This is a genomic window from Mesorhizobium sp. M0088 (assembly GCF_040322895.1).
Lineage (GTDB): Bacteria > Pseudomonadota > Alphaproteobacteria > Rhizobiales > Rhizobiaceae > Mesorhizobium.
In genome coordinates this window covers 117,052-140,452 of sequence record NZ_JAMYUI010000020.1, presented here as the reverse complement: position 1 = coordinate 140,452, position 23,401 = coordinate 117,052, and the positions used below count along the sequence as shown (strand labels likewise).

The 23,401-nt window shown below is 63.1% G+C and carries 15 protein-coding genes; 4 read left to right on the top strand and 11 right to left on the bottom strand.

Translation table 11 applies throughout. The features are described 5' to 3' along the window. Window positions 1-151 precede the first annotated feature (151 nt). Window positions 152-1,201 carry a threonine aldolase family protein gene (locus NKJ67_RS23685; protein WP_127329363.1) on the bottom strand — a complete coding sequence of 350 codons (1,050 nt, stop codon included), beginning with the start codon at window positions 1,199-1,201 and terminating at the stop codon, window positions 152-154. 509 nt (window positions 1,202-1,710) lie between these two features. Between NKJ67_RS23685 and gltB the strand changes: the two genes are divergently transcribed. Next, the gene (gene gltB / locus NKJ67_RS23680; protein WP_128363167.1) at window positions 1,711-6,447 is read left to right on the top strand and encodes a glutamate synthase large subunit; all 4,737 of its coding nucleotides are present in this window, start codon (window positions 1,711-1,713) and stop codon (window positions 6,445-6,447) included. 141 nt (window positions 6,448-6,588) lie between these two features. Beyond that, on the top strand, window positions 6,589-8,043 hold the full coding sequence (locus NKJ67_RS23675; RefSeq protein ID WP_127272441.1) for a glutamate synthase subunit beta: 1,455 nt from the start codon (window positions 6,589-6,591) through the stop codon (window positions 8,041-8,043). Window positions 8,044-8,064: 21 nt separating this feature from the next. On the opposite strand, the gene NKJ67_RS23670 is transcribed toward NKJ67_RS23675, so the two are convergent. Continuing rightward, the gene (locus tag NKJ67_RS23670; protein ID WP_292559420.1) at window positions 8,065-9,273 is read right to left on the bottom strand and encodes an SGNH/GDSL hydrolase family protein; all 1,209 of its coding nucleotides are present in this window, start codon (window positions 9,271-9,273) and stop codon (window positions 8,065-8,067) included. Between the two features lie 98 nt (window positions 9,274-9,371). Then, window positions 9,372-10,592, bottom strand: coding sequence for a lytic murein transglycosylase (locus tag NKJ67_RS23665; RefSeq protein ID WP_352583408.1), 1,221 nt, complete (start codon window positions 10,590-10,592; stop codon window positions 9,372-9,374). A 209-nt stretch (window positions 10,593-10,801) separates the two neighbouring features. On the opposite strand from NKJ67_RS23665, the gene galU reads away from it, so the two are divergent. Then, window positions 10,802-11,707: a UTP--glucose-1-phosphate uridylyltransferase GalU gene (gene galU / locus NKJ67_RS23660; RefSeq protein WP_127270261.1), complete on the top strand. Its 906-nt coding sequence runs from the start codon at window positions 10,802-10,804 to the stop codon at window positions 11,705-11,707. 71 nt (window positions 11,708-11,778) lie between these two features. Here the strand turns inward: galU and NKJ67_RS23655 are convergent, their stop codons facing one another. Then, the gene (locus NKJ67_RS23655) at window positions 11,779-13,557 is read right to left on the bottom strand and encodes an outer membrane beta-barrel protein (protein WP_352583406.1); all 1,779 of its coding nucleotides are present in this window, start codon (window positions 13,555-13,557) and stop codon (window positions 11,779-11,781) included. Between the two features lie 245 nt (window positions 13,558-13,802). Between NKJ67_RS23655 and NKJ67_RS23650 the strand changes: the two genes are divergently transcribed. Next, a complete protein-coding gene (locus tag NKJ67_RS23650) occupies window positions 13,803-14,804 on the top strand; it encodes a KpsF/GutQ family sugar-phosphate isomerase (protein ID WP_352583404.1) in 1,002 nt (333 codons plus the stop codon). A 166-nt stretch (window positions 14,805-14,970) separates the two neighbouring features. Here the strand turns inward: NKJ67_RS23650 and NKJ67_RS23645 are convergent, their stop codons facing one another. The 7 genes from NKJ67_RS23645 to NKJ67_RS23615 form a co-directional block, all read right to left on the bottom strand. Beyond that, window positions 14,971-15,435: an NfeD family protein gene (locus NKJ67_RS23645; protein WP_127269754.1), complete on the bottom strand. Its 465-nt coding sequence runs from the start codon at window positions 15,433-15,435 to the stop codon at window positions 14,971-14,973. Between the two features lie 11 nt (window positions 15,436-15,446). Next, the gene (locus NKJ67_RS23640) at window positions 15,447-16,397 is read right to left on the bottom strand and encodes an SPFH domain-containing protein (protein WP_352583402.1); all 951 of its coding nucleotides are present in this window, start codon (window positions 16,395-16,397) and stop codon (window positions 15,447-15,449) included. A gap of 121 nt (window positions 16,398-16,518) precedes the next feature. After that, a complete protein-coding gene (locus tag NKJ67_RS23635) occupies window positions 16,519-17,730 on the bottom strand; it encodes an NAD(P)/FAD-dependent oxidoreductase (protein WP_352583400.1) in 1,212 nt (403 codons plus the stop codon). 51 nt (window positions 17,731-17,781) lie between these two features. Beyond that, the gene (gene hemH / locus NKJ67_RS23630) at window positions 17,782-18,846 is read right to left on the bottom strand and encodes a ferrochelatase (RefSeq protein WP_352583398.1); all 1,065 of its coding nucleotides are present in this window, start codon (window positions 18,844-18,846) and stop codon (window positions 17,782-17,784) included. Window positions 18,847-19,080: 234 nt separating this feature from the next. Further along, complete coding sequence (locus NKJ67_RS23625; protein ID WP_352583396.1) at window positions 19,081-21,153, bottom strand: 5'-nucleotidase C-terminal domain-containing protein; 2,073 nt, start codon at window positions 21,151-21,153, stop codon at window positions 19,081-19,083. A gap of 187 nt (window positions 21,154-21,340) precedes the next feature. Continuing rightward, window positions 21,341-21,718: an outer membrane lipoprotein Omp10 gene (gene omp10, locus NKJ67_RS23620; protein WP_127259982.1), complete on the bottom strand. Its 378-nt coding sequence runs from the start codon at window positions 21,716-21,718 to the stop codon at window positions 21,341-21,343. A 183-nt stretch (window positions 21,719-21,901) separates the two neighbouring features. After that, complete coding sequence (locus NKJ67_RS23615; RefSeq protein WP_352583394.1) at window positions 21,902-23,347, bottom strand: homospermidine synthase; 1,446 nt, start codon at window positions 23,345-23,347, stop codon at window positions 21,902-21,904. Window positions 23,348-23,401 lie beyond the last annotated feature (54 nt).

The window sequence follows — 23,401 nt, the reverse complement described above, 5'->3', positions numbered from 1 at the left end:
CCCACGCCAACCGCACTCCGCGGCGCGGGGGGGGGGGTGGTTTTTTTAAAAACGCCCCTGGCCAACCCCCTATCAAAAAAATACCTGCCCCCCCGGTAGCCGCTGGGCGCCCCGACGCGCCCCGCTTTTTTGTTGTCGGGGAAATCCGTTATCAGGCGATCAGCTGGCCAAAACGGTCGACTTCATCGGCTGTCGTCGCAAAGCTGGTGACGAAGCGGTAGAGCAACTCGTCCTCGCCGATGTGGCCGTCAAAGCCATGCGGCTTGTGCCAGTCGTAGAAGGCGGCACCCGCGGCCTGCAGCCTCTCGGCCTCGGCCTTCTTGATCACCGCGAAAACCTCGTTCGCCTGCGGCAGCCATGCCAGCTTGGCCGTTGCCGAATCCTCGATCGCGGCGGCAAGGCGTGCGGCCATGGCGTTGGCGTGGCGGGCGGTGTCCAGCCACAATCCGTCCTTGAAATAGGCTTCGAACTGCGCCGCGACGAAGCGCGATTTCGAAAACAGCTGGGCGGCGCGCTTGCGCAGGAACGCCAATTCCCTGGCACGATCAAGATCGAACAGCACGATCGCTTCGGCGCACCAGCAGCCGTTCTTGGTGCCGCCGAAGGAGAGGATGTCGACGCCGCGTTTCCAGGTCATTTCGGCCGGTGTCGTGTCGAGTGCGACCAGCGCATTGGCAAAGCGGGCGCCATCCATGTGCAGGGGCACCGAATATTGTTTGGCGATCGCCGAGATCGTCTCGATCTCATCCAGACCGTAGATGGTGCCGACCTCGGTCGACTGGGTGATCGAAACGGCCATTGGCCGTCCCCAATGGACAATTTCCGGTGCGAAACGGCCGATGGTCCTTTCCAGATTGTGCGGATCGATCTTGCCCAGCGCGCCATCGATCTCATGCAGGCGAGAGCCGCCGGAAAAATATACCGGCGCGCCGCATTCGTCCTCGATGACATGCGATTCGCGATGGGCAAAGGAAATGCCGCCCGGCTTGTTGTAAGCGGTGAGCGCCAGCGAGTTGGCGGCCGTGCCGGTGGCGACGAAGAACACCGCGACCTCGCGTTCGAAAATCTCACTGAAGCGCTGGTAGACTGCCCGGTCGAGCGCACCGTCGCCATAGGCGGTGGAAAAGCCGCCGGCATTGGCCGACAGGCCGGCGGCAATATTGGGATGGGCGCCTGCCCAATTGTCGGAAGCGAAGAACATGCATCTGCCTATGTCTTGGGAGGTCGGGGGGTTGGGGAGATCGGGTTTTGGGGAAATCAGTCTGAAGTTGACCGGTTTCGCGAGCGGACCGCAAGGGGCCAGGCGCCGGAAAAACAGTAAAGCCAGCCAACCGGCAAAGCCCAAGTCGACGACTGAAGCTTACGTTTTTCCCGGACTTGACGACATTTTCTGTCGCGAAAAGCCCAAGTTTTTTGTGAATCGGTCTTGTGTGCGTCCCAGATTTCTGCCATAAAAATTTAGGACAGTAGTGCTGTCTTATTTTGTCGCACAAAACGAGCCGGATTGGCGTATCATTGGGCCTCTCCGGCTGTTGCCGCGAGCGACAGGTGGACAGCCAGACTCTGGCCTGTACGATTACCAGATGCGATCCATGCGGAAAGCCGCCTGGTTCGGCAAGGATTTCGCAAGACGTGCCACAAGGATCAGGGTGAGCCAAGCGCTTGCCGAGGCAAACCAGCGCCTGAATGGCTGGGAATGGAGGACAGGAGATGACGGACATGACGCACTCTGCGACGAACGGCCAGGCCGCGCAGACGAAAGCGGCAACCGTCAAAACCACCTTGCGATCCAATATTAGCCGAACCGCCAACGGCTTTTCCGCCCAGGGCCTCTACGATCCGCGCAACGAGCATGACGCCTGCGGCGTCGGCTTCATCGTCAATATGAAGGGCGTGAAGTCGCATCAGATCGTCAAGGACGGGCTGGCTGTGCTCGAAAACCTGACGCATCGCGGCGCCGTTGGCGCCGATCCGCTGGTCGGCGATGGCGCCGGCGTGCTGGTGCAGCTTCCCGACCAGTTCTTCCGTGAGGAGATGGCGGCCCAGGGCATCGAGCTGCCGCCGGCGGGTCAGTACGGCGTCGGACACTGGTTCATGCCGCAGGACGCGGCCCTTCGCGCCCATATCGAGGACATCATTGTCGAATCGGCGCAATCCGAGGGGCTTCCGCTCATCGGTTTCCGTGACGTGCCCGTCGACAATTCGTCGCTTTCGAAGGCGCCTGACATCGTGGCATCCGAGCCATTCCACCGGCAGATCTTCATCGGCCGCACGCCAGACATTACCGATGACGAGGAATACGAGGCCAGGCTCTATCTGCTGCGCAAGGTCATATCGGGCCGCATCTACGCCGAGAACGACAACAAGGACATCGGCGCCTATTGCGTGTCGCTGTCGGCGCGCACCATCGTCTACAAGGGCATGTTCCTGGCCTACCAGGTCGGCGCCTATTACAAGGACCTGATCGATCCGCGCTTCGAGACCGCGCTGATCCTCGTCCACCAGCGCTTCTCGACCAACACCTTCCCGTCTTGGAAGCTGGCGCATCCCTACCGCATGGTCGCCCACAATGGCGAGATCAACACCGTGCGCGGCAACAACAACTGGATGGCTGCGCGCCAGGCGTCGGTCGATTCCGAACTGTTCGGCAACAACATCTCGAAGCTGTGGCCGATTTCCTATGACGGCCAGTCCGACACCGCCTGCTTCGACAATGCGCTCGAGTTCCTGTTCCAGGGCGGGTACAGGCTCAGCCATGCCATGATGATGCTGATCCCGGAAGCCTGGGCGGGCAACAAGCTCATGGATGCCGATCGCAAGGCCTTCTACGAATACCATGCGGCACTGATGGAGCCGTGGGACGGGCCGGCGGCGGTGGTTTTCACCGATGGCCGCCAGATCGGCGCCACGCTCGACCGCAATGGCCTGCGCCCGGCACGCTACATCGTCACCGATGACGACCGCGTCATCATGGCCTCGGAAGCCGGCGTGCTGCCGGTGCCCGAGGAGAAGATCGTCAAGAAGTGGCGGCTGCAGCCAGGCCGGATGCTTCTGATCGACCTGGAGAAGGGGCGTATCGTCTCCGACGAGGAGCTCAAGTCGGAGATCGCGACCAAGCATCCCTACAAGACCTGGCTCGCCAACACACAGCTCATTCTCGAAGATTTGAAGCCGGTCGAGCCGCGCGCGCTGCGCAAGGATGTCAGCCTGCTCGATCGCCAGCAGGCATTCGGCTATAGCCAGGAAGACACCAAGCTGTTGATGTCGCCGATGGCGACGACAGGCCAGGAAGCGGTGGGCTCGATGGGCACCGACACGCCGATCTCGGCGATGTCGGACAAGTCGAAGCTGCTCTACACCTACTTCAAGCAGAACTTCGCCCAGGTCACCAACCCGCCGATCGATCCGATCCGCGAGGAGCTGGTGATGAGCCTGGTGTCCTTCATCGGGCCGCGGCCCAACATCTTCGACCTGGTCGGCAATTCGCGCCGCAAGCGGCTCGAGGTGCGCCAGCCGATCCTGACCAATGGCGATCTCGAAAAGATCCGTTCCATCGGCCACACCGAGGACCGCTTCGACACCAAGACGATCGACATCACCTATGGCTCGGCCGAAGGGGCCGCGGGCATGCAGGGCGCCATCGACCGGTTGTGCGAGCGGGCGGAGGCGGCGGTCGCCGGCGGCTACAACATCATCATCCTGTCCGACCGCCAGGTCGGGCCGGACCGCATCGCCATCCCGGCGCTGCTGGCTACGGCCGCGGTCCATCATCACCTGATCCGCAAGGGGCTGCGCACCTCGGTCGGCCTCGTCGTCGAATCCGGCGAGCCGCGCGAAGTGCATCATTTCTGCTGCCTTGCCGGCTATGGCGCCGAGGCGATCAATCCGTACCTTGCCTTCGACACGCTGCTCGACATGCACAAGCGCGGCGAACTGCCGAAGGAAGTGGACGCCTACGAGGTCGTTTCGCGCTACATCAAGTCGATCGGCAAGGGCATCCTCAAGGTGATGTCCAAGATGGGCATCTCGACCTACCAGTCTTATTGCGGCGCGCAGATTTTCGACGCCATCGGCCTGAAGACCGATTTCGTGCAGCAATACTTCACCGGCACCGCGACGCTGATCGAAGGCGTCGGCCTGGACGAGATCGCGGCCGAGACGCTCAGCCGCCACAATGACGGTTTCGGCAACGACCCCGTGCTGCGCAACAGCCTCGAGGTCGGCGGCGAATACATGTTCCGCATGCGGGGCGAGGCGCATATCTGGTCGCCCGACGCAGTCGCCACCTTGCAGCACGCCGTGCGCCAGGGGTCGTGGGAAACGTTCAAGGACTATTCCGCCCAGATCGACAGCGAGACGGCCCGCGCCCAGACCATTCGCGGCCTGTTCAAGATCAAGCTGGCCGGAGAAACCGGCCGCAAGAAGGTGGCGCTCGACGACGTCATGTCAGCGGCCGACATCGTCAAGCGGTTCTCGACCGGGGCGATGTCGTTCGGGTCGATCTCGCGCGAAGCGCATACCACGCTGGCGCGCGCGATGAACCAGATCGGCGGCAAGTCGAACACCGGCGAGGGCGGCGAAGAGGCCGACCGCTATCTGCCGCTGCCTGGCGGCGGCAAGAACCCCGAACGCTCGGCGATCAAGCAGATCGCCTCGGGCCGTTTCGGCGTCACGGCCGAATACCTCGTCAATTCCGACATGATGCAGATCAAGGTGGCGCAGGGCGCCAAGCCCGGCGAGGGCGGCCAGCTGCCCGGCCACAAGGTCGACGCGACCATCGCCAAGGTCCGGCATTCGACGCCGGGCGTGGGCCTGATCTCGCCGCCGCCGCATCACGACATCTATTCGATCGAGGATCTGGCACAGCTGATCTACGATCTGAAGAACGTCAATCCGGCGGCCGACGTGTCGGTCAAGCTGGTGTCGGAAGTCGGCGTCGGCACGGTCGCGGCGGGTGTCGCCAAGGCACGCGCCGACCACATCACCATTTCGGGCTATGATGGCGGCACTGGCGCCTCGCCGCTGACCTCGCTCAAGCATGCCGGCAGCCCATGGGAAATGGGCCTTGCCGAGACGCACCAGACGCTGGTGCTGAACGGTCTGCGGTCGCGCGTCGCGCTGCAGGTCGATGGTGGCTTGCGCACGGGGCGCGACGTTATCATCGGCGCGCTGCTTGGCGCCGACGAGTTCGGCTTCTCGACCGCGCCGCTGATCGCGGCCGGCTGCATCATGATGCGCAAGTGCCATCTCAACACCTGCCCGGTCGGCGTCGCGACGCAGGATCCGGTGCTGCGCAAGCGCTTCAAGGGCACGCCCGAGCATGTCATCAACTTCTTCTTCTACGTGGCGGAAGAGGTGCGGGAGCTGCTCGCCGAGATGGGTTATACCCATATCGACCAGATCATCGGCGACAGTGATCTTCTGGAAAAGCGCGACCTGATCGTGCACTGGAAGGCGCGCGGGCTCGATTTCTCTAAGATGTTCTTCAAGCCGGATGCGCCGCATGAGGCGGTGCACTGGACCGAGCGCCAGAAGCACCCGATCGACGACGTGCTCGACCGCAAGCTGATCGAACTGGCAAAGCCTGCGCTCGAAAGCAAGCTGCCGGTCAAGATCGAGGTCGATATCCGCAATGTCGACCGCTCGGCGGGCGCCATGCTGTCGGGTGAAGTGGCCAAGCGCTTCAAGCACAAGGGCCTGCGCGAGGACACCATCCAGGTGAAGCTGACCGGCACTGCCGGCCAGTCCTTCGGCGCCTTCCTGGCGCGCGGCATCTCGTTCGAGCTTGTCGGCGCCGGCAATGACTATGTCGGCAAGGGCCTGTCGGGCGGCCGCATCGTCATCCGGCCGCCGGAAGAGGCCAAGATCGTCGCGGCGGAGTCCATCATCGTCGGCAATACGGTGCTCTATGGCGCCACCGAGGGCGAGGCCTACTTTGCCGGCGTCGCCGGCGAGCGTTTCGCCGTGCGCAATTCGGGCGTCGCCGCCGTCGTCGAAGGCGTGGGCGACCATGGCTGCGAGTACATGACGGGCGGCATCGTCGTCGTCATCGGCAAGACCGGCCGCAATTTCGCCGCCGGCATGTCGGGCGGCGTCGCCTATGTGCTGGACGAGGCGGGCGATTTCGCCGAGCGCTGCAACATGGCGATGGTCGAGCTGGAGCCGGTTCCGGAAGAAGACGATCTGATGGAAAGGCTGCTGCACCATGGCGGCGACCTTGACCACAAGGGTCGCGTCGACGTCTCCGGCGACATGACCAGCCATGACGAGGAGCGGCTTTACCAGCTGATTTCCAACCATGTGCATTACACCGGGTCGGTACGCGGCCGCGAGATTCTCGACGACTGGACGATTTTCCGGCCGAAGTTCCGCAAGATCATGCCGGTCGAATACCGCCGCGCCCTGATCGAGATGGAACGCATGCGCATGGGCGTCGCGGCGGAATAGGCTTTGCAATTGCCGGGGAGCCCAGGCTTCCCGGCCCATCTTCATCGACAGTTTGACCTCCGGCGCAAGGTTGCCATGGCTGCCTCAAGGGGTTAACGGGTGCGGCGAAAACCGCACCATCTGGACAGCAGGAACTGGACTATGGGCAAGGTAACAGGCTTTCTCGAAATCGACCGGCAGGTGCACAAGTACCAGCCGGCCTCCGATCGCATCCGGCATTTCCGTGAATTCACGCTGCCGATGTCCGACAAGGAGGTCGAGAAACAGGCCGCGCGCTGCATGGATTGCGGCATTCCGTTCTGCCATGGGCCGACCGGTTGCCCGATCCACAACCAGATTCCGGACTGGAATGACCTCGTCTACAATGGCGACTGGGACAACGCGATCCGCAACCTGCATTCGACCAACAATTTCCCGGAGTTCACCGGCCGCATCTGCCCCGCGCCCTGCGAGGAAGCCTGCACGCTGAACCTCGAGGACATCCCCGTCGCCATCAAGACGGTCGAGCAGGCGATTGCCGACAAGGCCTATGAAACCGGCCACATCAGGCCCTATCCGCCGGAGAAGAAGACCGGCAAGCGCGTCGCCGTCATCGGCTCCGGCCCCGCCGGCATGGCGGCAGCCCAGCAGCTTGGCCGCGCCGGCCACGATGTCCATGTCTACGAGCGCGAAAGCCGGCCCGGCGGGCTGATGCGCTACGGCATTCCCGACTTCAAGATCGAGAAGCACTATATCGACCGGCGCATCGAGCAGATGCAGGGCGAGGGCGTGACCTTCCATTGCGGCGTCAATGTCGGTGTCGACAAGCCGGTTGCCGAGCTGCTCGCCGAACATGATGCCGTGCTCTATTGCGGCGGTTCGGAAACGCCGCGCGCGGCCGGCATTCCCGGCGACGATCTCGGCGGCGTGCATGACGCGATGCCCTATCTGGTGCAGCAGAACCGGCGTGTCGGCGGCGAACCGATTCAGTCGGTGGCATGGCCGTCGCATCCGATCATCGCCGGCGGCCAGCATGTCGTCGTCGTCGGCGGCGGCGATACCGCCTCCGACTGTGTCGGCACTGCTTTTCGCCAGGGTGCGGTGCGCGTCACCCAGCTCGACATCCGTCCGCAGCCGCCGGAGAAGGAAGACAAGCTTTCGGTCTGGCCCTATTGGGCGACCAAGATGCGCACCTCGTCCTCGCAGGCCGAAGGCGCGGAGCGCGAATTCCAGGTGGCGACACTCGAATTCATCGGCGAGGAAGGCCAGCTGACCGGCGTCAAGTGCTGCGAGGTCGACGACAAGCGCAAGCCGATCGCCGGCACCGAATTCGTCATTCGTGCCGATCTCGCCTTCATCGCCATCGGCTTTGCCGGGCCGGCTGCGGCCGGGGTGGCGAAGGAATTGGACGGTGAGATGAAGATCGCCACCGACAGCCGCCGCTCCAGGAATGTCGAGGCCAATGACCGCGACTACAAGACCAGCGTGGACAGGCTCTATGCGGCCGGCGACGTGCGTCGTGGCCAGTCGCTGGTCGTCTGGGCGATCCGCGAGGGCCGCCAGGCGGCACGCTCGATCGACGAGGCGTTGATGGGGTCGAGCGTTCTCCCGCGCTGAACCCAGGAGCGTGCAGCGATACTAACGATTGATCGCGGTCGTGGTATCGGTCGCGGCCTTTGGCGGCCATGAGAAATCGTCGGCGCGGCCGGGCGATGCAATCGGTGCCTTGCCCTCGACCACAAGCTTTTCACCGGGCAAGTCCGGATTGGCCTTCGCCGGCGGTGCCGCGCCCAGCAATTCGGAGCCACCGTCGAGTGCCGGATCGCTGAGCAGCATCGGCGCGGTGCGGTCGATAACGATGGGGGCCGCGGCCGGCGCCGGCGCCTCGACAGGTGCGCCCGCCGGAGCGGACGGTGTAATCACGCTTCCAGGCGCGGTCAGGCCGAGGATCTTCAGCAGCGGTTTTTCGGTGTAGAAGGCGAGTTTGCGCTTGCCCGCCCTCGAGACGTTGATGCCGTCATCGGCGCGCAGCCGCACCGGCTGGCCGTTGATGTCGGGGCCGCTGGTGACGAAAGCACCGTTCTCATCGACGAAGCCGTCCCAGACGTCGACGAATTCACCGCCATGGCTTTCAGCGGCCTGATGATAGATGTCGTTGAAGGCCAGCATATCGGAGGTCATCTTCGACACCCGGAACGCCGGCATGCCGACCCAGAGGAAGGGTACCTTTGCCTCCGCGACAGCTTTGCCGAACGCCTCGGTCCGGCGCTCATATTCCTTGGTCCAGGTTTCAGAGCGGGGCTGCTCGCGCACGTCACCCACCTTCATCTGCTGGCGGTCGTTGGAACCCAGCATGACGATCACGGCGGCAGGTTTTTCGGTCTCGATCAGCAATTTGATCTGTTCGGGCCAGTTGTAGAAATCATCGCGTACGAAGCCGGACGAGCCATTGCTGCGAACGACGATCCTGACGCCGGCATTCTCGGCAAAGGCGGTGTCGAGGCCTTCGGCGAGGCCGGCCGCCATGAAGTCTCCGACCACCAGCACGGTGCGAGCGTCCGGTGCCTTGTCGACCACCGGGATTTCCGGCTCCGCGGGCGGGCGCGGGGCGCGGGGTTTTTTCGCCTTGGGCCTGGGCCTCGGCTTCTGGATGTCCTGCGGCGGCTCGATGCGCTCGCTGCGGCGCGGGAACAGAAGGTCTCGCAGCGACCAGCCGCGGTTTTGCTGCTCCTGCGCCATGGCCGGCGCATGGAAGGCGCCAGCCACACCGACGGTGAGCACGATCACGGCCAGGATGAGCACCGGCATGCGACGAACAAGCCCTGCGATGCGCGCAGCCGAAGCCAATCGTTTCCTCCATCCCTTGGCGCAGCAAATGCCGCGCCAACCAGATTGCTACAGTGTCCTTTGCGCGCCCGAAAGGCCGCGCGGCACCGCAGGCGGCTCTATTTCTGCCGGAGCCACTTCAGCACTTCCATGCTCGGGTAACCGTCCTGGGTCAAGCCGGCCTTGGCCTGGAAGGCCAAGATGGCTGATTTCGAGCCGTCGCCGATCTTGCCGTCGAACTTGCCGTCATAAAGGCCATGTTGGGAAAGCCGCTGCTGCAGCTCCTGCCTTTCCTCGAAAGTGAGCTTGGTGAAAGGCCGCTTCCAGTCCTGCACGAGACCGCTGGAGCCGGCGATTTCGTCGGCAAGAAGGCCGACGGCCAGCGCATATTTGTCGGCGTTATTGTAGGCTTTGATGACCGTGAAATTCTTGATCATCAGGAAGGCCGGCCCGTTGCGGCCGTCCGGCACCTTCAGCGTCGCCTTGTCGGAGCCGTTCTTGAACGGCTTGCCGTTGGCCCTGACCACGCCGAGCGCCTGCCATTGCGACAGTGTTTTCGAGCCGCCGGGAAGCTTTCCAGCGGGCAAAGCAACCTCATAGCCCCAGGTCTTGCCGGCCTGCCAGCCATTCTTCTTCAACAAATTGGCTGATGTCGCCAGCGCATCGGGGATCGAATTCCAGATGTCGCGTTTGCCATTGCCGTCCATGTCGACGGCATAGTGCAGATAGCTGGTCGGGATGAACTGGGTATGGCCCATGGCGCCGGCCCAGGATCCGCTCAGATGGCTTTCGTCGATATCGCCGGTCTGCAGGATCTTCAGCGCGGCGACCAGCTGGGTGCGGGCGAATTTCGCCCGCTTCGGATCGGCATAGGCCAAGGTCGCCAGCGAGCGCACGACATTGCGCATGACGTCGTCGCGCTTGAGGATCTCGCCATAGTTCGATTCCATCGACCAGATGGCCAGCAGGATGTAGCGGTTGACACCGAACCTGGCCTCGATCCGGTCCAGCCACGGCTTCCATTTCCTGGCCATCTGCTGGCCGACGGCGACCGACTGGTCATGGACGCGGTTGTCGAAATAGTCCCAGGCAGGGGCCGTGAATTCAGGCTGCGTACGCGCCTTCTCCAGCACCACCGGATCGATATCCCCGATGTTCCTGAAGGCCTGGTCGTAGAGGGCGCCGGAAACGCCGCTCTGCACGGCGGTGGCGCGGAAGCCGGCGACCCACTGCCGGAAACCGGCATCGGCGAAAGCGGGGCCAGGCATCAGCAGAGCGAGCGATAGGCTGGCTGCCGCCATGACGCTGGTAAAAATTTTTGCGGCATTGCGAACGGACATCTTTTCCTCCTTCTCTGTCTCAGGAAAGACCATTCATCGCCGAACCAGGTTAGGAATTAGTTTACCATAGGCGCCACCGGGAACGAAAAGACGCTTCGAAGCTTTACCGGTGGACATTCCTCTCAGTTGCCCAGTAGTCCCGAATTCCGGCGTGAAAATGTCTTGGAACGGGGATTGCGGAGCTGGCCCTCAAACGGATAATTGAAAGCATGAAGAGAGTTCGCAAGGCAGTCTTCCCGGTCGCCGGTCTCGGCACACGGTTTCTCCCGGCCACCAAGGCTGTCCCCAAGGAAATGCTGACCGTCGTCGACCGGCCGGTGATCCAGTATGTGGTGGATGAGGCACGCGAGGCCGGCATCGAGCATTTCATCTTCGTCACCGGCCGCAACAAGGCCGTCATCGAGGACCATTTCGACATCCAGTTCGAACTCTATGACACGCTGGCCCAGCGCGGCAAGGACGACCAGCTCGCCCGCCTGCAACGGCTGCAGCCGGCGCCGGGGCAGACCAGTTTCACACGCCAGCAGGTACCGATGGGACTTGGCCATGCCGTCTGGTGCGCCCGCGAGCTCGTCGGCGACGAGCCCTTCGCGCTGTTGCTGCCCGACATGATCATGCAGTCGGAGAAGAGCTGCACGAAGGCAATGGTCGAGCTCTACGAGGAGACCGGCAACAACATCATCGCGGTGCAGGAATGCGCTCCCGCCGAAACCCACAAATACGGCATCGTCGGCCGCGGCGAGGACACGCATCACGGTTTCCGCATCACCGAGATGGTGGAAAAGCCGAAGGCCGGCACCGCGCCGTCCAATCTTTACATCAACGGCCGCTACATCCTGCAGCCGGAGATCTTCAAGATCCTTGAAGGCCAGGAAAAAGGCGCCGGCAACGAGATCCAGCTCACCGACGCCATGCTGAAGCTGGAAAAGCAGCAGCCTTTCTACGGCTACCACTATCGAGGCCGCACGTTCGACTGCGGATCGCCGGAAGGTTTTGTCGAGGCCAATGTCGCCTTCGCGCTGTGGCGCAGCGACATGAACGAGAACATGGCCGGTGTGATCCGCACGCTTCTCGATGAGATGAAGCCATCCGAGCGCCGCGGCGCCGCATCTTAAGTCGATGTCGATGTTCAGCCGGTCCGCGGAAGGGCCGGTCTGATCTCAACGCACGTTTGGCACGCAAGTCCTCAGCGCTGCACTTTCACGCCGAGGAAGATGCTGTTGGCGGTGTAGTCCCGGCCCGGCAGATTGCTGGTCAGTTTCTCGGTCCTCACCCTTGTGGTGAGGCCGGCGTAGCGGTTCAGCCACCAGGTCAGTCCGGCCTCGGCGCTCAACACCCTGTCATGGCCATCGATGCCGATGTAATCACGCCAGTCGAGGCCCAGAGCCGCATTGGCGGTGAGGTTGGCGCGAATCTGGCGTTCGCCGGTCAGGCGACCGGAATAGAGGATGTCGCCGCTTTCGCCCGATGTGGTCGTGGGCTCGACGGTGGTCCGCCCGGTCAGGCCGATCGTGGTGCCGCGCTCCGGTGACCATTTGAGGTCGGCGTTGACGGTGGCACCCGAGATCGCATCAAGGTTTTTGTCGTCGATCGCTTCCCTGAGCCAGCCGGCCGAGAATTCGCCCGACAGCTTCTCGCCCATGTCGAGTGCAAGGCCAGCGCGGGCGCCGAGCCGCGTCGACGAGCGCTCGAAGCCTTCATTGTCGATGCGTTGATCATAGGTCCGGCGGCCGACCTCGATTTCAGTGAACGGGGTCAGGGCAGGGGAGATCTCGTAGCCGGTGCGCAACGTCGCGGTGTAGAGCGTCGAGTCCTGATCCTTCTGCGACAGCGAGGTGCCGTCCGAGAGCTTGGCGTCGCCGTAAAAATCGTGCGAGACCGCGCCGGTTAGCGTGTACTGCATCTTGCCGAGATGCTTTTCGACGGCGAGGCTGCCATCGATGGTCTGCCGCAGCGGCTGCTTGCTGACGCCGGCAATGGCGTCCGGTGATGATGCCGATTCCGGCACGGCCTCGTAGCCGAGCTTGGCGATGGCTCGCAACTCATTGTCGAGGTCGACATTGAGCTGGCCTTCGATGCGCCCTTGCGCGTCGTGAACCGGGTAACCCGACACGGTCTCGCGAAAAAGGCCATAGCCGTCGATCGTGGCTGAGTTCTCGCGCCAGTCGGAGGCGGCGGAAAAGCGCAGCGCTGTCTCGGACAGCAGCGCCGACGTGCCGGCACTGCTCGAATCGCCGTTCGAGGTGGCGGTCAGGCCCTGTTCGATCGTCGGCCGGATGACGAAGGAGCCCCATTTGACGCCGGTGGCGGCAAACGGATCATCCTCCGGTTTCTTCTTCTGGCCTTCGATGGCGTCCGTGCGCTCCGCGCCTGGGTCGAGCTTCTGCCTGTCGGCACTGTCGATGGTGAGGGCGCGGCGGTTGGCCGTGTCCGCATCGGTGTCTTCACCATCGGTGGCGTCCGTCGTGGAGGCGGTGATGTCGGAGGTGTCGGCCGTCGATTTCTTCTTCTTTTTCGACTTGTCGGCAGCCTTGTCCTTGGCCTGGTCAGCAGCATTCTGCCCGGCAGTCGATGAGCGGCGGCGAGGCTTGGGCGGCGCCGCGATGTCGGCGGACGTGTCGTCAGTGGCTGCCGGCTGGTCGAAGAGGCTGCCGGTCGCGATGGCATCGCCGGTATCCGTATCGTCAGGCACAGCACCGGCGCTGGCCGGCAGATAGGTGCGGGCCGGCGCATTGTCCTGCGCGGCATTGGCCGGCTGTTGACCCTGCGCTGCCAGGGCCAGCTGTCTCGCCTTGCGCTGCTGGTCGGACAGGATCGCCGATTCCGAAACCTCGCCGCGCAGTTCGGTTTCCTGGGCATGGAGCGCAGTCGGGCGCAGCAAGGCAAACATGCTGGTTGCCAGCAGCAAGGCGCAGACCGCCTTGCCCTTTCTTCCTGTCGAATTTTCTGGCTGGGCCCCGGACATCGCCACCACTGCTTGCGCGGCGCACGCGCGCCATACTTACCGAACCGTAAATGGGGATGGTTAACGGAGGGTTGAGGCGGCGGCCCGTCAACCAGCTGAAGCGCTGATTTCCAAAGGGATTCATACCGCCTGCGTTAAGCTTTTGGTTTTCGCGCCTGCCGTCATCTAAAACCACCGCACGATCGGGCATGCCTTGGGCCATTTCTGTTGGACAGCGCGCCGGCAAAGCGCTAATCGCATCAGCCATGCATGCGGGATCCCTGGATAAGAAACCTTCGGACAGGCAAGCCTCGATCGCTTCGGCGCTGAGGACGGTGGCGACAGAACAGGCTGGTGTCGCAGCCCTCGCCGAGGCCTTGGAGAACGGATTGGCCGGGCCTTTCGCCCAGGCCGTCGAGACGATCTCGGGGATTGAAGGCCGGCTCATCGTCACCGGTGTCGGCAAAAGCGGCCATATCGGTTCGAAGATCGCGGCGACGCTGGCCTCGACAGGCACGCCGGCTTTCTTTGTCCATCCCGCCGAAGCCAACCACGGCGATCTCGGCATGATCGCCAGGGACGACGCCATCATCGCCATGTCGTGGTCGGGCGAAAGCAAGGAACTGATGGGCATCGTCGCCTATTCCAGGCGTTTTTCCATCCCGTTGATCGCCATCACCGCCGGAGAGACGTCGGCGCTGGCGCGGGCGGCGGACGTGGTGCTGCTTTTGCCACGCGCTCCCGAGGCCTGCCCGCACGGCCTGGCGCCAACGACATCGACGCTGCTGCAACTGGTGATGGGCGACGCGCTGGCGATTGCGCTGCTGGAAGCGCGCGGCTTCACGCCGGACCATTTCCGCACCTTCCACCCGGGCGGCCAGCTCGGCGCAAATCTGACGCAGATCCGCGAGATCATGCATGTCGGCGACAGGCTGCCGCTGGTGGTTGCGGGCACCGGCATGCAGGACGCGATCCTGGAACTGTCGCGCAAGGGATTTGGCTGCGTCGCGATCACCGACGCCCACGGGGCGCTGGTCGGCATCATCACCGATGGCGACATCCGCCGTCACATCGGCAGCAATCTGCTGGCGATGACGGTGGATCAGGTGATGACAAAAGGCCCGAAGACCGCGACGCCGGACACGCTGGTGGCAACGGCGCTGCAGACGATCAACAATTCAGCCATCACCAGCCTGATGGTGGTGGAGGGCCGGAAACCAGTCGGCCTCATCCACCTGCACGACCTGCTGCGTATCGGCGCCGCCTAAGGTGTGCTGATCTTAAGGTGATGCCGGCCTGCAAACGACGGTTTCCTGCGCTTCCGGTGCTCACGTACCCAAAGTACGCTCCGCTCTGGTTCTCGGAACCCACCGTTTTCGACTCGGCCTGACCTGAATCTCAACACACCTTGTCCAAGCGGTGGGTTTCAAGAATTCAGACCGCCTCGACGGTCAGTTCCAGATCCGTATCGGCCGCGCCCGTCACGCGCACTTGCGTGCCGGCCGGCAAATCCGGGCCGGAGACACGCCACAGCGTATCGCCCAGCTTGATGCGCCCGCGTCCGTCCCGGATCGGCTCGGCAAGTGTCGCCATCCTGCCGACCATTTGCGCGCCGCGCCGGTTGAGCAGCGGCTGGTCGGTCGGGTCGTTGCGGCTGCCGACCAGCTTCTTGCCGACATAGGCCGAGACCAGCGACAGCGCCAGGAAGGCGAGGACCTGGACCTGCCAGGTCCAGAAGCCGGCGTCCCAGACCAGCAGCGACACGGCGCCGATGATCAGCGCGGCGATGCCGATCCACAGCATGAAGATACCCGGCGCGATGACTTCCATCACCAGCAGGATGAAACCGAGTACCATCCAGTTCCACGGGCCGAGTTCGGAAACGATGCGGTCGATCATTGGTTTCGACCTCAGTTGTCGGTTGTGCGAACGACCGGCGGGCGCGCGGCCTGCCTCTGCGAGCCGGTCGTGCCTTCGCTGCGGAAGACTTCCTTGGCGATTTCGCCAATGCCGCCGAGCGAACCGATCAGCGACGATGCCTCGAAGGGCATCAGCACGATCTTGCTATTGGTGGCCGTGCCGATCCTGCCAAGCGCTTCAGTGTATTTCAGCGCTACGAAGTAGTTCAGCGCCTGCACATCGCCTTTGGAGATCGCTTCCGACACCACCTGGGTGGCGCGGGCTTCCGCCTCGGCCGAACGTTCGCGCGCCTCGGCATCGCGGAAGGCGGCTTCCTTGCGGCCCTCGGCCTCGAGGATCTGCGACTGCTTGAGGCCTTCGGCGGCAAGGATCTGGGCACGCTTGTTGCGTTCCGCGGTCATCTGCCGGCCCATCGATTCGATAAGGTTGGCCGGCGGGTTGATGTCCTTGATTTCGACGCGGGTGATCTTGATGCCCCACGGGTGGGCTGCCTCATCGACGACACGCAGCAGGCGCTCGTTGATGGCGTCACGGTTCGACAGGAGTTCATCGAGATCCATCGAACCCATGACGGTACGGATGTTGGTCATCGTCAGATTGAGGATGGCGTTCTGCAGGCCGGAAACCTGGTAGGCGGCCTGCGCCGCGTTGAGGATCTGGAAAAAGGCGATGCCGTCGACACCGACAATGGCGTTGTCGCGGGTGATGATTTCCTGGCTCGGAACGTCGAGCACCTGCTCCATCATGTTCATCTTGGCGCCGATACGGTCGATGAACGGGAAAATGAAATTGAGGCCTGGGCTCAGTGTCTTGGTGTAACGGCCAAAGCGCTCCACCGTATAATTGTAACCTTGCGGGATTGTCCTGATGCCTTTGATCAGCAGCACCAATACCAGAAGTGCAAGTGCACCAATCGCAATATCGAAACCACTGAAATCCATTTGGCTCTCCCTCAGACGAAGGCCGCACAAGCCATTCTCGCGCCGCCGACTTCACCAAAGACTTAAGTGTATTTCAGATGCGTTACAATCAGGTGATGATGGATTGTTTATAGGGTTGCACTCAGCGGTTGAAGGCAAACAATCTTGCATCCATGTCATCCAGCCCGTTGATCGAAGCCGGGACAATCTCGGAAGCGACCTGCGAGAAGGTGATGCCGTTGCCGCCGTAGCCCATCACCGCATGGATGCGCGGGTGGCGGGGAATGGCGCCGATATAGGGCAGGCCGGTGGTCGTGGTGCCGAACGAGCCGGTCCAGGCAAAATCGGGTCTGGTGTCGAGATGCGGAACTATCAGGCCGAGCTTCTCGGCGATGCGTGTGCTCTTGTCGGCGATCAGTGCGTCGCGCCGCGCTTCGTCGATAAAATCCTCGTCCTCGCCGCCGCAAATGACCCGGCCGTCGACCGTCGTGCGCATATACAGATACGGCTCCGACGCTTCCCAGATGAACGCTGCGTCCGGCCAGAGCTTTCGCGGTTGCGGGCGTGTCGCAATCGCCCATGTCGAGATGATCCGGTGGGCGGTGGCCGGCACGATGTCGACAAGTTCGTAGCCGGTGGCCAGAACAACATGTCGTGCGGTTATGGTCGGGCCATCCCTGGTCGTGACGACAACAGCTTCGGCGCTGTCCTCGATCATTGTGGCTTCCACGGGGGCATAGAAGCGTGCCTTGCGCTCCAGGGATTTCAGCAGCAGCCCAGCCGTCAGCTTGCGTGGGTCGAGGGCGATATTGCCGTGGCCGAGAATGGCGCCTTCGCGGTCGATGCCGAATTTCTCGGCTAGCTGTTGTCGGGTTAAGCAGATGGCGCCGATGCCGGCTAGCCGACGTGCCTCGGCCTCGTCGCGCAGTTCCGGCGGACCAAGCATCGTGCCGGCCAGATAGAGTGACGGCATGCGGCTTAGGCCACAGTTGATGCCGAGTTCGGCAATGCGTCCGGCGAGATTGGAAACGGCGAGCCGCGAGCGTCGCCAGGCCTGCTGGGCCGAAGCTCTGCCGACCATCTTCGAGAGCGTGGAGAGAGGCTGGTCTATTTCGAATGCCACCAGTGCGGTGGTTGCGGCCGTCGAGCCCTTCAGCGGGCCGCGCCGGTCGATGCAGATGACCCGATGGCCATCGGCCGTCAGCGCCTCGGCCATCATGGCGCCGCTGATGCCCATACCGACGACCAGCACATCCGTGTTGACGTCCCGGATCAGGCCGTCCGTCGGCACCGCAGGCGCGCGATAGGCCGACCAGACGGGCTGGCCAGTTCTGAGGTCGAGTTTGCGGGGCATCGCATTCTCCGGAGGCGCGCCTTAACGCCCCGGAGCTTGTGTTGTTCCGGGTTAGACCCAGCCGGACAGTTCGCGCCGCACCATCGCCTCGATCACCGCCATCCCTTCCGCGCTATCGTTGAGGCAAGGTATATGGGCGAAATTCTTGCCGCCGGCATGGTGGAAGGTTTCAGCCGCCTCGCGGCCGATCTCGTCCAGCGTCTCGATGCAGTCGACGGAAAAGCCGGGATTGACGATGCCGATCGACTTGACGCCGTCCTGCGCGAGTTTTTCCACCGTCTTGTCGGTGTAGGGCTGCAGCCATTCCTGCGCGCCGAAGCGTGACTGGAAGGTGATGATCAGTTTCTTGTCATCCCAGCCGAGCCGTTCGCGCAACAGCCGCGTCGTCTTCTGGCAATGGCAATGATAGGGGTCGCCCTTCTCGAAATACGGTTTTGGAATGCCGTGATAGGAGGTGATGACCACCTCCGGCTCGAAGTCCAGCGTCGCCAGATGCCGTTCGATCGAGCGCGCCAGCGCCTCGATATAGACCGGCTCGTCATAGTAGGGCGGCACGCTGCGGACGGCCGGTGCGCGGCGCATCTTCATCAGCGCGCGAAACAGCTGATCATTGGCGGTTGCCGTGGTCGTCGCCGAATATTGCGGATAGAGCGGGAAGGTAAGGATGCGGTCGCAGCCCTGGTCGACCAGACGCTGGGCAATGCTGGCGGTTGAAGGGTTGCCGTAGCGCATCGCCCAGTCGACGACGACATCAGGCAGGTCGCGCAGCGCTTCGGCCAGCTTTTCGGCCTGGGCGCGGGTATAGGTGCGCAGCGGCGACTCGTTCTTTTCCCGGTTCCAGATCCGTGCGTAGTTGGCGCCCGATTTCTTGGGCCGCCTGGTGAGCACAAGGCCATAGAGGATCGGGTACCAGATCGCCCTGTTGAGTTCGATGACGCGCGGGTCGGACAGGAATTCACGGAGATAGCGCCACATCGGCTTGAAATCGGTGCCGTCGGGCGTACCCAGATTGACCAGCATGACGCCGATCTTGCCCGCCTTGACCGGCGGATGCCCAGCGGGCAACGGGCCGGGCGCCTTTGCGGCCTTGGGTTCGGCAGGGGTGGGAAGCGTCATAAGGGTTCTCCGGAAGACGCGAACCTAACCATCTTGCGCGCGCATTCAATGCAGCGTCTGGCCGCACCTTAAAGCGGATTGTCTGAATGGATTCAGACGACCCGCTTTAAGCCTTTGTTTTTATGCACCTCGTTCTCCCAAACCGAGGTCACTTTGGGGCGACATGAATTAGCCCGAAAACAGGACGCCCGTCCGGTTTTCGGACGGGCGGTGTCATTCAGGCATATAGCGGGGCTATTGCGGCGGGATGGTCAGCGTTGCGCCAACAGGAAGCCGGCGCGGCTCATAACCCTCGTTGGCGCCCGAAATGACCTTCCATTTGGCACCGTCGCCATAGGCCTTCTTGGCCAGATCCCAATAAGTGTCGCCGGCAACGATGACATGGCTGGCTTCGGCCGGCACGGCCTCCGCTGGCTTTGCCGGCTCGGCGGCGGGAGCCGGTGCCGCCGGGGCGGGGGCTGCTTCAGCCGGTTTTGCCGCCTCTGCCGGTGGCGCCGGCGGGGGTGGCGCTCCCTCTGTCGATATGGCCGGGGGTGTGTTGGCGATATCGCCCGAGTTGGCCGGCAATTCGGGCATTGCCGGTGCCGCATCGGCAGGCTTGGCGGCTTCAGCCGGTGCGGGCGCCGGCGTGGCCGGCGCTGCTTCGGCTGGCTTGGCCGGATCGGTTGCCGGGGCCGCAGGCGCCGCGGCGACGGTCGCGGCTATTTCGGTGATGCGGCCGTCGAGCTTCGGCGTGTAGGGCCGGTGGGCGCCGAGGTAGTCGGCAACCACCTGTTCGAGGCCGGGGCCGTAATCATAGGCATTCTTGGCCTTGTCGGCGAAGACCTTGTAGCCGTCGCCACCCTGGCGGACATAGTTGTTGGTGGCGACCAGATAGTCCTTGTCCGGCTTGATCGGCGTCCAGGCGCCGCCCTCCATGACCTCCACCGATTTGACGCGGCCGGCATTGGGCGCGACGGATTTGTCGAAGGAGTATTTCAGGCCGGCGACCTGCGGGAAGCGCCCGGCGCCGTCCTCGACCTGGCTGAGGCCGCCCTCGAGGCTGGCCACCAGATCCTTGCCCGAAATCTGGAAGGTCGCCAGCGTGTTCTGGAACGGCAGCACGGTCAGCACTTCGCCCATGGTGACGGTGCCCTTGTCGATCGAGGCGCGCAGGCCGCCGCCATTGGAGATGACGATCTCGACGCCCTGTCCCTTGACGCGGTCGAGGATGGCGTCGGAGACGAGATTGCCCATCGCGCATTCGCGGGTGCGGCAGCTCTCGCGACTGCCGTCGATGACGTCGGTGGTTTCCGCCACTTCCTTGTTCTTCAACGCCTCGATCGGCGCTCCAAGCTCCTTGATACGGGCGAGCACGGCCGGGTCGGGGGTGATCGACTTGTCGAGATAGATCGGGTCGCCGCTGGCCGATTTGACGACGCCATTGTCGTCGAACACCACCTTGAACTCGCCGAGATATTTCGAGTAGGACGCCGCCTGCACCACCGGCACCTTGTAGCCGTCCGGATTGTCGACCATCGTCGGGTAGGGGCCTTCCGCCTTGGGGTCGGTGTTCGACAGCAGCGAATGGCTGTGGCCGCCGACGACGACATCGATGCCCGGGATCTTGGCAATGACGTCACGCTCGCGCCTGTAGCCGATATGGGTCACGGCGATGATCTTGTTGACGCCTTCGCCCTTGAGCTTCTCGACCTCGGCGGTGATCGACTTGACGTCGTCCTCTATTGCGACGTTGGGTCCGGGGGAAGCGAGGTCCGGCGTGTCGTTGGTGATCGCGCCGATGATGCCGATTTTCTGGCCGCCGACCTCGACGACAACAGATGGCTTGACGCGGTCGCCGAGCTTGGATTGCGCGTTGGCCTTCACATTGGCGCCGAGCACCGGGAACTTGATCATGTCGAGGAACGGCGCCAGGGCCACTTCGCCGTCGTCGAATTCATGGTTGCCGAGCGCCATGGCATCGAACTTCATGTCGTTGAGGAATTCGCCTTCGACCTTGCCCTTGTAAGTGGAGTAGAACAGTGAACCCTGGAAATTGTCGCCTGCGCTGAGCAGCAGCACGTTCTGGCCTTGCAGCTTCTTGCGCTCCTGGGCGATCGCGGTGATCAGCCGGCCCGCGCCACCGATGCACTCGCCCTTGGTTTCCTCGTCCGCCGAGCAGGTCGATTCATATTTGTTGTTGCCTTCGATGCGGCTGTGCCAGTCGTTGATATGCAGGATGTTCAGCGTGTAGTCGGCAAAGGACGCGCCGGCCGACAGACCGAGGGCTGAGGCTGACAGGGCTGCAATGGCGGCAAGCTTCTTCATCTTCGTCTCCCGGAAAGCTGATCAGAGGCCATTAGCGCTCTTGCTTGACTGGAACATAACAGCCGGCGCTTCGGCCATGTTCCCATCGCGTTCTGGATGACGCAAGCGGAATCCGGGACCCTTTGCCGGCATAAAAAAGGACGGCCGCCAAACGGCCGCCGTCCTTGAGAAACGAATGGTCGTGGGTTCAGACGCGCCTTGTCAGCACGAAATTCTGACCGCTGGAGCTGGTGCAGTTGAGCTGGCTTGTCGACACCATCAGGCAGTTGAAACTGACCGCGGTCTGGCGGATCAGCGAGGTGCCGTTGATCTGCACCGATGTGGCGCCGGTCATCGTATAGCTGCCGTCGGCAAGCTTCTGGCCGGTGTCGGTGGCGACCGTCGTGAAGGTACCGCCGGCGAAGGTCGACAGGCCGGTGCCCTTGGCGTCGATCCATGAGCCCTCGACACCTTTCGGCGCCGCTGCCATCGGCGGTTCATCAGGGCCGCTGGTCGCACAGGCGGCGAGCATCGTCGCAATGGCACCCGCCACGCTCATCGAAAGAATTTTGCGCGCAATGATCATGTGAAAATCCTCTCCTCTCGCATCGGCCCGAAAATCGGAATCGATTTTCGACAAGCACGAGGCGTGCATCCAAGTTTCCAGAGCGACATGCGTCCAGATGAATGCGTGTCGTTGTGGTCCGCATCCCTTCAATCGCCCGATTTCCGGGCGATTGCAAGGCGGTGAGGCAGGTAGGCGGTGCTGCTATCGCACAAGGATGTTGCGGAACTGCCACGGGTCGTTCCGGTCGAGGTCTTCCGGGAACAGGCCGGGACGGTTATCGAGCGGCGTCCAGTCGGTGTAGTAGCCCTTGACCGGTCCGAGGTACTGGGACTGCACTTCCAGGCACCGCCTGTAGTCCATCTCGTCGGCTTCGACGATGCCGGCCTCGGGGTTCTCGAGCGCCCAGACCATGCCCGAGAGCACCGCCGAGGTGACCTGCATGCCGGTGGCGTTCTGATAGGGCGCCAGCTTGCGCGCCTCGGCGAGTGACAGCTGCGAGCCGTACCAGTAGGCATTCTTGTCGTGGCCGTAGAGCAGCACGCCGAGTTCGTCGACGCCGTCGATCAACTCGTTCTCGTCGAGCACATGATGCACCGGCTGAGGCTTGCCGGCGGCGCCGAACATCTCGTCGAGCGACAGCATCGCGTCGTTGCAGGGATGATAGGCATAGTGGCAGGTCGGGCGGTACTGGACCTTGCCCTTCTTCGAACGCACGGTGAAGAAATCGGCGATCGAGATCGCCTCATTATGCGTCACCAGCAGGCCGTATTGCGCGCCGGGAGTCGGACACCACGAGCGCACGCGCGTGTTGGCGCCCGGCTGCTCCAGATAGATGGCTGCCTTCGAGCCGTGCTTGTGCTTCTTGGCGTTCTTCGGCATCCATGTCTCGTGTGTGCCCCAGCCAAGTTCCGCGGGCTGCAGGCCCTCGGAGATGAAGCCTTCGACCGACCAGGTGTTCCAGAACACATCCATCGGTTTCGGCTTCTTGGCGCGCTGGGTGTCGCGTTCGGCGATGTGGATGCCCTTGACGCCGGCCTTCTTCATCAGCTTGGCCCAGCCCTCGCGGTCGTCCTGCGCGGGCTCCGAGAACTCCAGGCCAAGATCGGTGGCGAGATTGACCAACGCCTGCTTGACGAACCACGAGACCATGCCTGGATTGGCGCCGCAGGTGGAGACCGCCGTGGCGCCGCCGGGCTTGTCGTGCTTTTCCTTGAGCAGCGACTCGCGCAGCGCGTAATTGGTGCGGCTGGCGTTGTCCGCCTTGGCGTCGAAATAGAAGCCGAGCCATGGTTCGACGACGGTGTCGATGTAGAGCACGCCGAGTTTGCGGCAGAGCCGCATCAGGTCCACCGAGCCGGTATCGACCGACAGGTTGATGCAAAAGCCCTGGCCGCCGCCATTGGTCAGGAGCGGCGTCAAGAGCTTCTTGTAGTTCTTCTCGGTCACGGCTTCCTGGACGAAGGCGATGCCGCGCTCGTCGAGCAGCTTGCGGTCGGTGTCGCGCGGGTCGACGACCGTCATGCGCGACTTGTCGAACTTGAAATGGCGTTCGATCAGCGGCAGCGTTCCACGGCCGATCGAGCCGAAGCCGATCATCACGACAGGGCCGCTGATCTCACCGTAAACGGGCCAGTTTTCATTCGCCATTTTATCGAGCACTCCTTCAAAACCCAGGAACCTGGGAAAACATGCGCAAAACCG